Origin of the sequence: Halococcus sp. AFM35 (assembly GCF_051195015.1) — an archaeon.
Taxonomy (GTDB): Archaea; Halobacteriota; Halobacteria; order Halobacteriales; family Halococcaceae; genus Halococcus.
On record NZ_JBNTJU010000043.1, the window covers coordinates 1 to 14,525 of the forward strand.

At 56.1% G+C, this 14,525-nt stretch carries 13 protein-coding genes and 1 pseudogene; 8 read left to right on the forward strand and 6 right to left on the reverse strand.

Annotated elements, in window-relative coordinates; translation table 11 throughout:
• A pseudogene (locus tag ACQUQO_RS16735) lies at positions 1-97 on the forward strand (IS5/IS1182 family transposase); the annotation flags it as partial.
• Between the two features lie 117 nt (positions 98-214).
• Here the strand turns inward: ACQUQO_RS16735 and ACQUQO_RS16740 are convergent.
• The 3 genes from ACQUQO_RS16740 to ACQUQO_RS16750 form a co-directional block, all read right to left on the reverse strand.
• Positions 215-451: a fluoride efflux transporter FluC gene (locus tag ACQUQO_RS16740; protein ID WP_435079573.1), complete on the reverse strand. Its 237-nt coding sequence runs from the start codon at positions 449-451 to the stop codon at positions 215-217.
• Between the two features lie 161 nt (positions 452-612).
• On the reverse strand, positions 613-2,514 hold the full coding sequence (locus ACQUQO_RS16745; RefSeq protein ID WP_435079588.1) for a transposase: 1,902 nt from the start codon (positions 2,512-2,514) through the stop codon (positions 613-615).
• Positions 2,515-2,842: 328 nt separating this feature from the next.
• Positions 2,843-3,604: a recombinase family protein gene (locus ACQUQO_RS16750; protein ID WP_435079590.1), complete on the reverse strand. Its 762-nt coding sequence runs from the start codon at positions 3,602-3,604 to the stop codon at positions 2,843-2,845.
• A gap of 156 nt (positions 3,605-3,760) precedes the next feature.
• Here ACQUQO_RS16750 and ACQUQO_RS16755 point away from each other — a divergent pair, with 156 nt between their 5' ends.
• The 5 genes from ACQUQO_RS16755 (at position 3,761) to ACQUQO_RS16775 (ending at position 8,869) form a co-directional block, all read left to right on the forward strand.
• Positions 3,761-4,045, forward strand: coding sequence for a hypothetical protein (locus ACQUQO_RS16755; RefSeq protein WP_244706315.1), 285 nt, complete (start codon positions 3,761-3,763; stop codon positions 4,043-4,045).
• 64 nt (positions 4,046-4,109) lie between these two features.
• Positions 4,110-4,859, forward strand: a complete 750-nt coding sequence (locus ACQUQO_RS16760; RefSeq protein ID WP_435079575.1) for a helix-turn-helix domain-containing protein — start codon at positions 4,110-4,112, stop codon at positions 4,857-4,859.
• A gap of 64 nt (positions 4,860-4,923) precedes the next feature.
• Entirely contained in the window at positions 4,924-7,254 is a 2,331-nt protein-coding gene (locus ACQUQO_RS16765) for a heavy metal translocating P-type ATPase (protein ID WP_244706311.1), read from the forward strand.
• A gap of 212 nt (positions 7,255-7,466) precedes the next feature.
• On the forward strand, positions 7,467-8,162 hold the full coding sequence (locus tag ACQUQO_RS16770; RefSeq protein WP_244706309.1) for a metal-dependent transcriptional regulator: 696 nt from the start codon (positions 7,467-7,469) through the stop codon (positions 8,160-8,162).
• Positions 8,159-8,869 carry a TMEM165/GDT1 family protein gene (locus ACQUQO_RS16775; RefSeq protein WP_244706307.1) on the forward strand — a complete coding sequence of 237 codons (711 nt, stop codon included), beginning with the start codon at positions 8,159-8,161 and terminating at the stop codon, positions 8,867-8,869. The genes ACQUQO_RS16770 and ACQUQO_RS16775 overlap by 4 nt, the downstream gene beginning before the upstream one ends.
• A gap of 111 nt (positions 8,870-8,980) precedes the next feature.
• On the opposite strand, the gene ACQUQO_RS16780 is transcribed toward ACQUQO_RS16775, so the two are convergent.
• Together ACQUQO_RS16780 and ACQUQO_RS16785 are read right to left on the reverse strand one after the other, a co-directional pair.
• Entirely contained in the window at positions 8,981-9,163 is a 183-nt protein-coding gene (locus ACQUQO_RS16780; protein WP_435079578.1) for a fluoride efflux transporter FluC, read from the reverse strand.
• Between the two features lie 2 nt (positions 9,164-9,165).
• Entirely contained in the window at positions 9,166-9,567 is a 402-nt protein-coding gene (locus ACQUQO_RS16785; protein WP_435079580.1) for a CrcB family protein, read from the reverse strand.
• A gap of 173 nt (positions 9,568-9,740) precedes the next feature.
• Between ACQUQO_RS16785 and fmdA the strand changes: the two genes are divergently transcribed.
• Positions 9,741-11,000: a formamidase gene (fmdA, locus tag ACQUQO_RS16790; protein WP_435079582.1), complete on the forward strand. Its 1,260-nt coding sequence runs from the start codon at positions 9,741-9,743 to the stop codon at positions 10,998-11,000.
• 545 nt (positions 11,001-11,545) lie between these two features.
• On the opposite strand, the gene thsA is transcribed toward fmdA, so the two are convergent.
• Complete coding sequence (gene thsA / locus ACQUQO_RS16795; RefSeq protein ID WP_435079584.1) at positions 11,546-13,312, reverse strand: thermosome subunit alpha; 1,767 nt, start codon at positions 13,310-13,312, stop codon at positions 11,546-11,548.
• 447 nt (positions 13,313-13,759) lie between these two features.
• Here thsA and ACQUQO_RS16800 point away from each other — a divergent pair, with 447 nt between their 5' ends.
• A complete protein-coding gene (locus tag ACQUQO_RS16800; protein ID WP_435079586.1) occupies positions 13,760-14,317 on the forward strand; it encodes a hypothetical protein in 558 nt (185 codons plus the stop codon).
• The last annotated feature ends 208 nt before the right edge of the window (positions 14,318-14,525 follow it).

Here is a 14,525-nt window from a genome sequence, read left to right on the forward strand (position 1 = left end):
CGGCTCCGCCGTGCGAGCGCGTGACTGGTTCCGGCAGTTCCGCGAGATTGCGCTCATTGCTGGCGTTCACAACATCGGACAAGCGATAGAAGCCTGAATGACTCAGATATTCGCGGATTCAATTGAGCCGTTTCAAACCGGATTAGAATGGACGAACTAATGAGGCTATGGCCATCTCAAAATTTATAGATGTACTCACCGATCAATTCGGTCGTCAGCCTACGATGTCCACTAGTCCACCTGCTAATCCAATTGCAAGCAGTGCTCCGAGCAGGTTCACAGTAGCGTACCATCCCGAAAGGAAGCGGTCACCGTCCTCCCAAAGCCGAACCGTATCCACGGAAAATGAGGAAAACGTCGTATATGAACCACAGGCACCTGTCCCGACGGCGTAAAGGACGGCATCGCTCGCTCCTAGGAACGTCTGATGTTGGCTAGCTAGATTTGTCATGCACGGACTGGCTATTCATTCTAACGTACTCTTGCGTGTAGTAAACGAACGATGCTCACCATCACTCCATCATCTGAGAATCAGACCAGAACAATACGAAATAAAGCGGCGTGGAACAGCGCCGCCGCTCACGAATCGGGCGAATACGGGAGGTGTCGGCGTCAATCGGGAGGATCGAGACCGTAGAACTGCTTGGCGACGGCCAAGAACTGGTTCGCATCCACCCGTGGCTTGTACGACCGGTTCTCGCCGTCGATGGCGAGCTTCACGAGGAGATCGACGAGTCGCCAGACGTTATACAGCACGCACGCGAACACGAAGTTGAAGAACCGATAGTCGCTCTCGGTCGAGGTGGTCCGCACCATGAAGTGTTTCTGCTTCTTAAACCCGTTTTCAATACCCCAACGACGGCGATACCAGCGGATCAGCCGCTCGATCATGTGGATGAATTCCTTCCCGTCCATCTGCTGGTCATCGGCATCACGCGCCGTCACATACGGGTGGTTCGTCTCGAACACCACTGTCTCGGATGTGTCCACCTCCCCTTCCTGCGCTTTCTCCTTGCGCTCTTCGACGTCCTCTTCGCGCTGGATATCCGCGAGCAGCCGCGAAAACGACATCCGCTCGCTTGGTTCACCGTCCACGTCCTCGAACTCCCACTCGCCGCACAGCTCCGTCCACACTGCTGAGAGACTGTCGTCTTCGTCATCGTCACCATCGCCCGAACTTGACCGCTGCGGGAGATAGATTTGCTTGCGTGTCGGCGTGCCGTCGTCGGATTCCTCCTCGGTGACGTGGAAGCGTTTGCTGTTGCGGTACATCCACGCGATGGTCTCAGCCTCGTCACTGCGCTCGAAGATGCGCGTCGGATTCAGGAAGTGAACGCCGTACTCTTCGCAGGTTTCCTTGACCGGACCGCTGTCGAACTCGCGGTCCATCATCACGAGGTCGAGATTGACCATCTCGGTCGTGTGTTCGAGCAATTTCTCTACGATCTCATCCTTCGACTGTCCTCGTTCGCGCGGGATGGCGTCGAGGACGAGCGGCACGTCCATCCCGACGATTTTGAGCACCGCCCACTGGTAGTAGTCGCTGCCGTCCTTGTACCCGAGGATGTCGTCTTCGTGATCCTCTACGTCGCCAGTGAACGGAAATCCCTTGGTCACGTCAATGGCCGCCCAGAGTTTGCCCGTGAGTTCGCCGTTCTGTCGGGCGCGAGCGATAATCATTCGTGTCGTATTCCGCAGCATTTCCCGAATCTCGGCCACGGAGAGTTTGCCGATCTGATACCGGTGGGTCGAACCCGTCGGGATGCGCTCGCGCGTGGTATCGAGCGAGAACGAGGCTGGACCGCTGCGTGCGTACATGTCCTCGCGCATCCCCATGTAGGCGTGTTGTTCCCAGAAAGCGTTCTCGTGAATCTCCCAGTTTGGTCCCCGGTCGAGCGCGAACGCATCGGTCACGAACGGTTTGGCCTGCTGCCATACCTCGTCGGTTTTCTGTGCGAGGAGTTGGCGTTCCGGACAGTCAACGGAGTCTGATTCGCTCGCCTCGTTGGTGCTGACTCGCTCGGGGAGGGAAACATCGCAGGCGCGTGCAGCTTTCACAATCGTCTCAGCACACTCCTGTACGGCGTCGCGGAGAGCCTCGCTGAAGCGGTGATTCCATGCCCGCCAGAACGTCGATTGGTTTGGCAGCGACTCGAACCCGAGCCTGCGGAGGAGAGATGGGTTTGCTCGGAGGTGGTCGTGGAGAGCGGTCTCGTCCCAGCCGTTGATTTCTTCGATGAGGAACGCTCGGACCAGTAGCGCCATCGGATATGGTCCCGAGTACGGCGCTAACGAATCGTGCGCGGCGAACGTGAGATGCTCAATCGGGAGCCGAGAGACCAGCATCTCGATGTCGGCGTAGTCTGTCGCGCGTTTGCACTGCGACTGCACGATAGTCGTGACATCCGCAACGAATCCGTCGAGAGCATCGTCCGTCCCGTCGAGTTCGTCTTCGAAAAACCGAGTCTGGCCGTGATAATCAGTACCGCTGGCGACAAGAGCCGCTGCAACCATCTCTGTCGTGTCGTTCAACCGGTTCGCGGCGGGTGATTTCGCGTCGATACGTGCGTCCGTGTCGGGTGAATCCGCGTCCGACGGTGAATGTGAGTTCGCTCCCATGGCATCTGTCTCACCCGCCACCACGAGTCACCCGACAAGCGGACGGAAGGGCAGGTCGCCCGTTCGATTACGTCCTGTGGTGCGGTGAGTGCTGTGCCATAGGTTTTGTCGGGTATAACGACCGTACCGCTGACGGTCATATAATCGGTCCGATTTCCATCCGTGCCCTCACTAGGTATCGGATTTCGACAGACAGAATAGGACTATTTCTCGTTACTGACAATCACTTCCTTGGACTTCGCGCAGAGACAGTCCGTTGGTCCTCCTGAACATCGAGCGGCGGGAGTTCCTTCTCGCCGGCGTCAACCTTCGCACGTTCGAGTTGCCACTGGTCGTTATCGAACGGCACATCGTAGTTGGTCTCGGCCCGCGTGAGGATACTCTGGATCGCGGAATCTGGAATTTCGAAGAATGCTGCGGTGGCGTGCTTTTCGCGGCCTTTGCGAACTTCGCGGATGAATGTCTGTGCGCGAACGTACTCCGAGGGAATCTGCTGGAGGAAGCCGTCCTCGACCGTGTAGCCGAACGGTGGCCGGCCGACGCGCTTGCCATCGGCAATCGCGGCGTCGATGCCCTCCTGAACGCGCGACCGGATCATCTTCCGCTCGGCGTCAGCGAACACCATCATCATGTTGAGCATCATCTCAGCCATCCAGTCGTCTTCCCCGACCGTCCCAATCGGCTGATTCACGAGGTCGATATCGACACCTTTCTCGCGGAGGTCCTCGACGAAACCCGCGAGGTCGGCGAACGACCGACCCAGCCGGTCGAGTTCGTGCGCGACCACCACGTCGTACTCCGCGACGTGCTCGCGGAGGCGCTGGTACTCCTGCCGTGAGGTCGAGGCTCCGCTTTCGCCGAGGTCGCAATACCACTCGATTTGATTGTCTTGCTGATCGTCGTCGTACTTTGCGCGGATCGCGCGCATCTGTCGTTGTTCATTCTGGTCGTCGGTCGAGACGCGGACGTAGGCGGCAATTTGCATGGTGTGTTCGGACACCCTATTCGTAGCGGGATTCAGTATATAAAGAACGGGGGTTTTCGTATCGGTATGGAAAACTACTGTTTTTCGTACTGTCAGTGCAGGTAGTCGATTACGTGATTTCTACCACTTAACCCCTAGGAGCGAGAACCGGACAATATGTCGGATCAATTGGACGGCCATACAAGTGTGTGGCTGGTTGAACGCACCTACTCTGACGATGAGCAGAATTTGATCATCCTCACTTATGCGACCCCCGACGGTGAGCAATACTACCGGAAAGAGCGGGCACTCACCTCCTTCACCGACGTGCGCGATACCACAGCGGCTGTCAATGCTGAACCGAATAATCTCGGCACTGTCGATGATCCCGACCTCCAAGAGCAGTACGCCGCCGAGGCACAGCGGATGCAGGAAACGCACGATCCCGACGACGTGATCTGATCCAACTGGTCGAATCTAACAGAGTAAACCACCTGTTATGGCTCTGTAGTGCCTATCGGAACCTATGCGCGAGCTCGTCTTTGCCCTCAAATACGAACCCGACTGCAACCGGGTAGCTGATACTCTCGCTGACCATCCAGATGCTTCGATTCGATCGCTCTCGCTACACGTTACTGAGGAGCGTCTCTGGCGTGTCGATCACGCCACGGGGACGCCCGACGCTCTCGCTGACATCGAAAATGCCTTTCTCAACAGCGATTACTACGCGGACTGTCTTGCCACCGAGGACTGTGACGCTACTCAGAGTACACAGGTTCTCGATCATACCGACGACACACTCGTTCTCTACTCGTACTGGGAGCGCACTCCCCTCTGTTCGTCCATCCCGCACATCGCACGCGATCACCTCGGTGACGGCTTGCTGTTCGATACGCGCCACGAGAGTCGTCACTATACCTGGCGCATCATCCACTCCGGCGAGGGAGATGTGAGTGGGTTCTTCAACGAGCTTGAAACTGCCGTCGGCGACTGCGCGCAGATGGAGATGCTCCGAACGGCAGCTGCCTCGACACCGCCGAGCAACAGAGACAGCAGTGCGACTGAGTTATCACCAGAACAGGAAGCGGCTCTCCAGGCCGCCGTCGAACACGGTTACTACGAGTCACCACGGGAGGTCGATGTGTCTGAGTTGGCTGAACATCTTGACGCGCCACGGTCGACGCTTACCTACCGACTCCGGCGAGCGGAGGAACACTTGGCAAAGCGGTACGTCGCTCGCGAGCAGCTGCCAGACGAGCCATCGACGCCGCTCTGATTTAGCCCCAAAATTGGAATGTTCCAACTAACGCTTATCGAGTTGACTGCCCTATCTCGTAGTGATGACCGAAATCGTAGACGCAGCGGAGCGGGAAAACGACGGTGGGCAGGCGCGAGAGTTGTCCGTCCGGCTCACTGTTCCGGAGATGGACTGCCCCTCCTGTGCGCAGAAAGTAGACAAGAGTCTCCAGCGCGTCGACGGGATCACTGACACCGCCCTCCAACCCACCACGGGCACAGCCACGGTGACCTATGATTCAGACCGTGCTGCCGAGGCCGACGTGATTGCAGCCATCGAGGGCGCAGGCTATGATGTCGTCGGCGGCGAAGACGGTGCTGACGAAGAATCCGCCGATGGCATGGAAATTGCACCTCCGTCGGAGATTTGGACGAGTTCGCGCGCTATCAAAACGTGGATTGGAGCGGGATTTGTCGTGCTCGGGCTCCTCTTCGAGTTCGTCCTTGCCGGACAGAACCCTGAGGTTGCGACCCTTCTCGGCTATTCGCTCACGCTTGCGGATGGGTTGTTTCTCGTCGCGATCGCCATCAGCGGGTATCCTGTCGTTCGTGGGGGATACTACTCAGCACGGAATCTGAGTCTCGACATCGACCTTCTGATGGGGACGGCGATCATCGCTGCCACCGGGATCGGCTACTTCGTCGAAGCCGCGACGCTTGCCGTCCTGTTCAGTATCGCGGAACTGCTCGAAGATTACGCGATGGACCGGGCACGGAACTCCCTCCGTGAATTGATGGAACTCTCGCCGGATGAGGCCACCGTCCGCCGGAATGGCGACGAGGTGACCGTGCCAGCCGAAGACGTTGAGGTGGGTGAGACCGTCATCGTCCGCCCCGGCGACAAGATTCCACTCGACGGCTCAGTTGTGGACGGAGAAAGTGCGGTCGATGAATCCCCGATCACTGGCGAGAGCGTGCCTGTCGACAAGTCCGTGGGTGAAGAAGTGTATGCTGGAAGTATCAACGAGGAGGGCTATCTTGAAGTGGAGGTCACCTCGACAGCGGGCGATTCGACGCTTTCACGGATCATCGAGATGGTACAGGGCGCTCAGGAGAAGAAAACGGAGAAAGAGCAGTTCGTGGATCGGTTTTCAGGGTACTACACGCCCGCAGTCGTCGTGCTGGCGATCCTCACAGCGGCGGTGCCGCCACTCGCGCTCGGGTGGCCGTGGCAGACATGGTTCATTCGCGGGTTGACCCTGCTCGTCATCGCGTGCCCATGCGCGTTCGTCATCTCGACACCTGTTTCGGTCGTTTCCGGGATCACGAGTGCTGCGAAGAACGGCGTGCTGATCAAGGGCGGTAACCACCTCGAAGCGATGGGTGAGGTCGATGCTATCGCGATGGACAAGACCGGGACGCTCACGAGGGGCGAACTTTCTGTCACCGACATCATTCCGTTCGGAAACCATAGCGAGTCAGATGTTCTCCGATACGGTGCAGGAGTGGAACAGCGAAGTGAACATCCGATTGCTGAGGCGGTCCTCGCCCGTGCCGATGAGGACGACGTGACTCATCTTCCAACCCCCACTGACTTCGAGAGTTTGACTGGAAAAGGTATTCGAGCCACAATCGACGGAGAGACCTACTTTGTCGGCAAGCCTGCACTGTTCGAGGAACTCGGATTCGACGTCCCACAAGCTCGCCGCGCGACCGACGGTGGGGCCGTGCTAGAAGACGTCGCTGCGGACTCTGGTCTGGAGGCACAGGAGAGCGAGTACGCGGACCATGTGCTCGCCGGACTTGAGGAGGAGGGGCGAACAGTCGTCCTCGTGGGGACGGAAACGGACGTAGTGGGTGCCATCGCAATTGCAGATGAAGTTCGTTCAACCTCGCAGCGTACCGTTGAGCGCCTGCATGAGTTGGGCGTCGACCGCGTCGTGATGCTCACAGGTGACAACGAGGGAACGGCCCAAGCGATTGCCGAGCAAGTCGGTGTCGACGAGTACCGTGCGGAACTCCTCCCTGATCAGAAGGTTGAGGCAATCGACGAACTCCGTGATGAGTACGGTGACATCGCAATGGTCGGCGATGGAGTAAATGATGCACCGGCGCTTGCGACCGCGACTGTCGGGGTTGCGATGGGGGCGGCCGGAACGGATACGGCACTTGAAACGGCCGACATCGCGCTGATGGGTGACGATCTCTCGAAACTCCCCTACCTGTATGCGCTCTCAAACAAGGCGAACGGCGTCATCCGAGAGAACATCTGGGTGAGCCTCGGTGCGAAAGCGCTGCTCGCGGTTGGGGTGCCACTCGGCTACGTGAGCGTCGCGCTTGCGGTCGTCGTCGGCGACATGGGGATGAGCCTCGGTGTAACGGGGAATGCGCTGCGTCTCTCTCGAATTCAGCCTGAAATTTTCAACACGGAATAGCCGTTGACTATCGAGGCCAGAATATGCTGAGAAGGTAAGTGAGAGTACTTGATACTGAGACAAAGGTGGAGATACAAGCACATTTTGGCACTCTTGCCGCCCGTATAGTCGTCTGAACACAGAAATTTGATAATAGCGCTCTACGTTTTCCTGTGAACCACTCCTTCGTTAGAAGATAAGATATAAAAGTTTAGCCGACTCTAATCCGGAGCATGCCGAGCGACGTGATGGAAGACTATCTCAAAGCGATCTACTCACTCGAACGGGCTGGAGAGACACCAGTTTCGACCTCCCGGATAGCGGAGTATCTAGACGTCACCCGACCAACGGTCTCCAGTATGATCGAGAGATTGACTGAGCGGAACCTGCTTGAACGCGAAAAATACACGGGTGTTTGCCTCACAGATGAAGGTGAGACGGTCGCACTCGAAGTCGTGCGTCACCACCGTCTGCTTGAGGCATACCTCGCCGAACAGTTAGGGTACGACTGGAGTGAGGTCCACGAAGAAGCCGACGCGCTCGAACACCACATCAGCGAAACCTTCGAGCGCCGCGTCGCCCAGGCACTTGGCGACCCCGAGGTGGACCCGCACGGTGATCCCATTCCCAGCGTTGACCTCGACCCGCTGGTCGAGAACGAGAACAACCGCCTCAGCGACTACGAAGAAGGCGCGCATGTGCAGGTCACCCGAGTGCGCGACCGTGACCACGAAGATCTTGCCTACCTCGAACGCGCTGGTGTCACGCCGGGCACTGAACTCGACATCGTTGATATCGCCCCGTTCGGCATGGTGACGGTACGCAGCGATAGCGGCGAGCAGAGCCTTCCACAAGGAATCGCCAAGTCGATTCGCGTCTCCCGGATTAAATCGACCGACTCCCCTTCAACCGAGGTGAGCGGCGCGTGACGGGATGGCTGGAAATCGTGGTGATCGCTTTCGTCGCGCAGTTGGCGGTGCTGCCGGGCGAAAAAGTACAGTACATCATCGCCGGTCTCTCGACGCGGTACAGGCCGTTGCTCGTCGTTAGCGCCGCCGGACTGGCGTTCGCAGGCTGGACCGCTCTCGAAATCCTCGCTGGACGGGCGCTGCAAGCCGCGCTTTCTCCGACGGTCCTCAACGTCCTAACGGGGTGTCTGTTCCTCCTATTCGCCGTGCTGCTGTACCGGTCGATTCCTGAGAAGAACAATCCGGAGGAGGTCGCTCGGCAGACCGACGGCGGGGTTGCGGGGATCGCGCCGACCATCGACGCGCCGACAGTGTTTGGGCGCGACCTCTCGGAGTCGTTCGGCGGGTTCGTCCCGATTTTCCTGTTGATGGCTGCTGGTGAGTTCGGTGACAAAACTCAGCTCGTGACCATTGGTCTTGCCGCCCAGTATGGCGCAACCTCGGCTATCTGGGTGGGCGAGATGTTCGCTATCATTCCCGTGAGCCTCGCTAATGCGTTTTTCTTTCATCGATTCTCTCACCGGGTCGATATCCGGAAGGCACATCTTGCCGGTGTGGCACTGTTCGCTTTTTTCGCGTTCGACACCTTCCTTGCAGTGTTCACAGGATTCTCGATCTGGGGAACGTTCGTCGAAACCGTCTCAGGTATTGCCGGAGAACTCATCTGACCCGCCACCGAAGAATCTCCTGAACCAGAGATCGGCTACACGAATTCATTATGTCAATAACTTGAGATTTTTTGACAGTGTTGATTTCGAACCCAGTCGTGCATGAGCAATCTACCTGCCTGACTTCAGGAACGTGATAAACGCGAGAACAAAGCTTCCGATGACATTGACAATGAACGTCCCGTACGGAAACGTCCGACTGCCGATGATGCCACTCACGTACTGATTAGTACCATACCGGAGGAGTGCCCCAATAGTCGCGCCCGCGCCGACGAGGTAGGCTGGATCCACCATTGTCAATCCGCCTCTATGGACTTTACAGCGGCTCGGCCTACAAAGACGGCTGCGAAGCCGACGCCATAATTTGCGACAACATTTACAATACTGATTATCGGAGCCGCCTGTACCGTCTCTACCGCAAACGTGCTATAGGTGGTGAGCGAAGAAAGAAAACCGGTTGAAGCGACGTAGCCGGTCTCCTCCTTGAGTACACCGACAAGCTCGGCCTCGTAGGAGAGGAACCCCAGGACCAGACATCCCAGAGCGTTCGCCGCGAAGGTCCCTCCAAGTCCTGGAATCACGAGAGCAAGGAGATTTCTGAGGCTCGCACCGGCGAATCCACCGATAGCGATGAGGAGAACTATCTCTACTATTCGAAGTCTTTTCTCCGTTATCTGGCTCATAGCTTCGTCTTTCATCCGATGTGCTTCACTATATGCATATGCCAGTTGTGGAGAGTAGGTTGTCGTCGGCAGGGAGTGTGATTTGCACTGTGAAGTGGCACTTTAGTCGTCTAAACCAGCATCACTCCATAGTGTCAAATTTTATTGATTAGATATAAATACTCACAGCATGAGTGTGGGTCTGTACCATGCCAGAAACTGTGTTCGAGGTTGACGTCGATGAGGACCCAGAGGATCAGCCAGATCCAATCGTCAACCGGTGGCATCCCGACGTGCCCCCGGCCGCAAGCGTGGAACCGGGTGACACGTTCCGTGTCGAACAGCTCGATTGGACAGGTGGTCAGGTAAACAACGACGACAGTGCGAACGATATTCGGGACATGGATCTCGACCCGAATCACCATCTGAGCGGACCAATCGAGGTCAAGGGTGCTGAACCGGGCGATATGTTGGTAGTCGATATCCTCGATCTCGGCCCCTTCCAAGATCACGAGTGGGGTTTCACTGGAATCTTCGATCAGGAGAATGGAGGAGGATTCCTTACGGATCATTTCCCGGAGGCACGAAAAACCATCTGGGACCTCAATGGTGCCTACGCATCGTCCAGACATATCGAAGATGTCCGATTCCCCGGACTCGCCCACCCAGGGATTATGGGTACTGCACCGTCTCACGAACTTCTCGAAGAGTGGAATGAGCGTGAGCAGGCACTCATCGACCGTGGTCCAGAGGACGAGACGGCAGTGAACCACGAGACTCGCGGCGACGAGCCACCACTCGCACTTCCGCCAGAGCCGAACGACGTCCTGTTGGGAGATATGGACGAGAACGAAGTCGACGAGGCAGCTGAGAAAGCTGCCCGGACCATCCCACCACGTGAAAACGCGGGCAACTGTGACATCAAGAATCTCAGCCGTGGGTCGCGGGTGTACATCCCAGTATTCGTCGAGGGAGCGAACCTCGTCGTTGGCGACCTACACTTCTCACAGGGCGACGGGGAGATCACGTTCTGTGGAGCAATCGAAATGGCTGGGTTCCTCGACCTTCAGGTCGATGTCATCAAGAACGGTGTCGAAAAGATGGGAACTGACTACGCGATGTTCAAGCCCGGCTATCAGGACCCTGATTTCTCGGATTACGTGGTCTTCGAGGGCTACTCCGTGGCCGAGGACGGCACCCAGCACTACAAGAACGCTAACATCGGGATGCGACGCGCCTGCCTCGACGCTATCGACTACCTAACCAACTTCGGGTACACGCGCGAACAGGCTTACTTCCTCCTCTGCACGATTCCCATAGAGACTCGGATAGCCGGCATCGTTGATCTTCCTAATACGTGCGTCACGGTATCAGTGCCGAACGAGTGCTTCGACATCGATATCGATCCCGATACACTCAGGGATGGAACCAGCCCCACGGGTCGCGGTGACGTCGCCAAACCTTCGTGAGAGGGCAACTCTCGCTGAGATAGTTCGTTCTATACTAATTCTCGTCTCCAAGGGTACAACGACATTGGGCAGTACAAGCGTCCGACGAGAACGAGAGAAATTTCCACTAAGATATTCTGCTCTTATCGGGTGAAGAAGCGAGTTGGGTTATGACTCGCTTAGTATCTGTATATGCCAAAGCCGCTGGTGAACATTCCAGTTCCCAGTTTGGAGGTTCTGTGAAATGGTGTACTCGTTATCTTGCGAATCGACTAGCGTTACGGAATAGCGTTCGGTCTCTACCACTTCTAGAGGATCATCTCGACCGTTGAACAGTAGTGTGTCACCAACAGCTACGTCGCTGAGGCGTTCGGTGAGTGCTTTTTCCGAGAGTGCCTCACGATTAGTCGTATCAGTTGAATCGTTCGAGTCCATCCTTATCACCAGTATTGGGTCATAGTGTGATGTGATCTACCATGTTGCTTTCGATCAGTTTGTCCAACCAGCAAGGAAACCGATAGCCGAAGGTCCATTGCTCTCAGTCAGCCACGATGGAGATTTCTCTCTTAATGAGCGTGCCCGTGCCCTCCCATCGAGTGCCCAATTGACCACGGATAGCCGCCCGTAGCAGCGTGAAGAGTATCCGAATCTTCTTCTTCGTCTTCGCCAGTATCGGTGTCAGGTGCTGCCGCAATGATGTCGTCGATTCGGATGAGCATAGTCGCAGCTTCGTAGGCGTTCGTGACGGCACGCTGTTTGATAGCTAGCGGCTCTAGTACGCCTGTGGCCATCATATCTCCGATTTCGCCGTTCAGTATATCGAGTCCGACAGTCACGTTCCCCTTATGTTGTTGGCGGCGAACGTCGATGAGGGCATCAATTGGATCCATTCCAGCGTTCTTCGCGAGCGTTCGAGGAAGTGTTTCGAGCGCGTCGCCAAACGCCTCAATCGCCAGTTGTTCGCGCTCACTAATTCCCTCAGCATGTTTTCGAAGGTCCTCTGCGAGCATGACTTCAGTCGCGCCGCCGCCAGGAAGTACCACCTGAGTTTCGATGGCCAATGCGAGTGCGTCGAGACAGTCATCGAGAACCCGCTTCATCTCCTCGTTGATGTGTTTGGTTCCACCACGGAGAAGAATCGAAACCTGCTTTGAGTTCAGGCATTCCGAGACAATCGCTAGTTCTCGATTACCGATCGACCGACGCTCGACGAGTCCTGCGTGGCCGGTGTCCATCGCTGTGAGCTGGTCCACTGTGCCCACATACTGGGCACCGGTTGCATGCCCCAGTTTTATCAGTTCGTCCTTTCGTGTCCGTTCGACTGCGATGATGTTCTCGCGGGCAAGCAGATACCGAATTGGGTCATCGATGCTCTTCTGACAGAACACGATATCAGCACCTGCGTCGGCGATAGTGGCGACGTACTCCTCGTAAACTTCGTCCTCGTAATCGAGAAACGCTTGGCGTTGCTCTGGAGTATCGAGACTGACTGTTCCAAGTCCATCGACCGTCTCAATCGTCAGTTGATCATCAACGAGCGCAATTGTGGCGTTTTCAATTTGCTGGGGCAGCTCCGCCGCTGGCGCTACTATCGATGTCGATGAACTCTCCAGATCTATCACAAGACCGTCGATCACTTCCGAATCACGGTAGCCGCCACCAGCGACAGCCTGATTGGTGATGTTGCGACGGTCAACGGTTCCATTCTGCTCAATCGCTTGTACCGCTTCGACAGCTATCTCGGAAAGGAGTTGCGCGTCTGCTCCCTCCCACTTTCCCGTAATGACTGTACGGACGATATCCTGGAGTCGGTCTGGATTACGAGCATCGATCTCGATTGCCTCCTTCTCAAGTGTCTCAAGCACCTGTTCGGCGGCCAGTCGATAGCCATCGGCGATAGTAGTAGGGTGTAATCCTTGGTCGATGAGCGCTTCGGCAGCTCCGAGCAGTTCACTCGTCAGAATTACTGCGGTCGTGGTTCCGTCCCCCGTCGTGTCAGCCTGCGTTTCGGCGACTTGCATCACCATCTCGGCAGCAGGGTGATCGATTTCCATCCGGTCGAGAATGCTTGCCCCATCATTCGTGACGATGACTTTTCCATCCGAGGTGACCAACATTTTATCCATTCCACTGGGGCCGAGAGTTGTTCGGATCACTCCGGCGAGAGCCTGTCCTGCGGAAAAATTGGCTTTTTGAGCATCCCGTCCCTCAAGACGCTCAGTGGTTCCGTTTACTGCCGGTTGCAACTGAGATATGGTACGTGCCATTACACTACACCCTATCGGATCCATGATGGCATCCCACAAAAACGTACCTAGCAGTCTTTTCACCATTGATCGATGGTTCTGGTGACCGAATACAGCGAACGATTCACCAAAATAGGCACCCTCTCATCGGTACTCAACAAGCGGACATCACGTAACTGAGCTTTCTGGGTAATGACAACGACAGTGTTGAGTAGTGACTCGGTGATCGATCATTGCGATTCTCCGAGTCGCCTACTAGATGCTAAGCGCGAGAACGATGAATACGTCCAGCCAGTCGCGTGAGATACCAGTCATCTACGTCTCACTGAAGATTTCAGAACAGCAAATGGCAACCGGAGTCTGAACAGACCTTCCGTAATCGTGGGCGGAGGGCACAGGCGATAGGTAATATTTAACACACTGCTCCCGCTATTCAGGAGATACAATATGGCTATGGATCCATCACCGGATATTAACGACTGCGTCAACCTATACCTACACGTTTGGGATCGTTTTGGAGAACAGCATTTCAGTGTGGAGCGCCTGATCAAACAGCCTGTCGACCAAGACGCCCACTTCCTCAATGGAAAAGATGAGGCAAAGCGCCACCTCGATATGCTCGTTGAGTATGGGTTAGTGAATCATGATGACGAACAGTACTGGATCCACTGTCTCCCTGGCGAAGATCTTTCAGCATGGCGCGAGCGGGCTCGCTCGCCAGAGGCGATCTACCGCCTGGTTCAGCAAGCCAAACAACAGCGAGAGCGCGAATCGACACCTGCTTCACCTGAAACCTTCGAGTACGAGGATGAGGAATTCGTGAGTGTTCCCGCTGATGAAAACACGGACAAAACAGACTTAGCCTCAGTAGTGGCTAGGCAGATGAATCGGTCGTCAGCATTCGACGGGATTGTTGTCCGCTCACCAGCCGACCAGATTGGATACATTCAGCAATTAGCCGACGAACTGTGCGACGCTGAAGCGATGAGTGAGGTTGACCTTCCCTATTGTTTCGAAAAAGTCGCTTCCAATATTAGGGGCAAGCACAAAGACGATCTCGAATATCATCTTTATCTACGTTCGGCACTTTGACTTCCTCAGCATTCTAGCCAAGACGATATTTAGGATATAGTTATTTGTATGAGCAGAACACAATTGGTGCCATATGACATCCCGACCAGAGACGGTCAAGCCTGGCGAATCTGACGACAGCAAGGTGAACGAATTCCCGATTCGGCTATTTAAATCGCCCTGTGCGAGTCGATTGTGAACGAGTTTGTTCATAACGATCAGCTGCCAA

What these genes read in the sequence shown, in the direction of transcription:
- fmdA (WP_435079582.1), top strand. Translation starts at nt 9,741, where the DNA reads ATGCCAGAAACTGTGTTCGAGGTTGACGTCGATGAGGACCCAGAGGAT.
- thsA (WP_435079584.1), bottom strand. Translation starts at nt 13,312, where the DNA reads ATGGTGAAAAGACTGCTAGGTACGTTTTTGTGGGATGCCATCATGGAT.
- ACQUQO_RS16765 (WP_244706311.1), top strand. Translation starts at nt 4,924, where the DNA reads ATGACCGAAATCGTAGACGCAGCGGAGCGGGAAAACGACGGTGGGCAG.
- ACQUQO_RS16750 (WP_435079590.1), bottom strand. Translation starts at nt 3,604, where the DNA reads ATGCAAATTGCCGCCTACGTCCGCGTCTCGACCGACGACCAGAATGAA.
- ACQUQO_RS16770 (WP_244706309.1), top strand. Translation starts at nt 7,467, where the DNA reads ATGCCGAGCGACGTGATGGAAGACTATCTCAAAGCGATCTACTCACTC.
- ACQUQO_RS16745 (WP_435079588.1), bottom strand. Translation starts at nt 2,514, where the DNA reads ATGGTTGCAGCGGCTCTTGTCGCCAGCGGTACTGATTATCACGGCCAG.
- ACQUQO_RS16780 (WP_435079578.1), bottom strand. Translation starts at nt 9,163, where the DNA reads ATGGTGGATCCAGCCTACCTCGTCGGCGCGGGCGCGACTATTGGGGCA.
- ACQUQO_RS16755 (WP_244706315.1), top strand. Translation starts at nt 3,761, where the DNA reads ATGTCGGATCAATTGGACGGCCATACAAGTGTGTGGCTGGTTGAACGC.
- ACQUQO_RS16740 (WP_435079573.1), bottom strand. Translation starts at nt 451, where the DNA reads ATGACAAATCTAGCTAGCCAACATCAGACGTTCCTAGGAGCGAGCGAT.
- ACQUQO_RS16760 (WP_435079575.1), top strand. Translation starts at nt 4,110, where the DNA reads ATGCGCGAGCTCGTCTTTGCCCTCAAATACGAACCCGACTGCAACCGG.
- ACQUQO_RS16785 (WP_435079580.1), bottom strand. Translation starts at nt 9,567, where the DNA reads ATGAAAGACGAAGCTATGAGCCAGATAACGGAGAAAAGACTTCGAATA.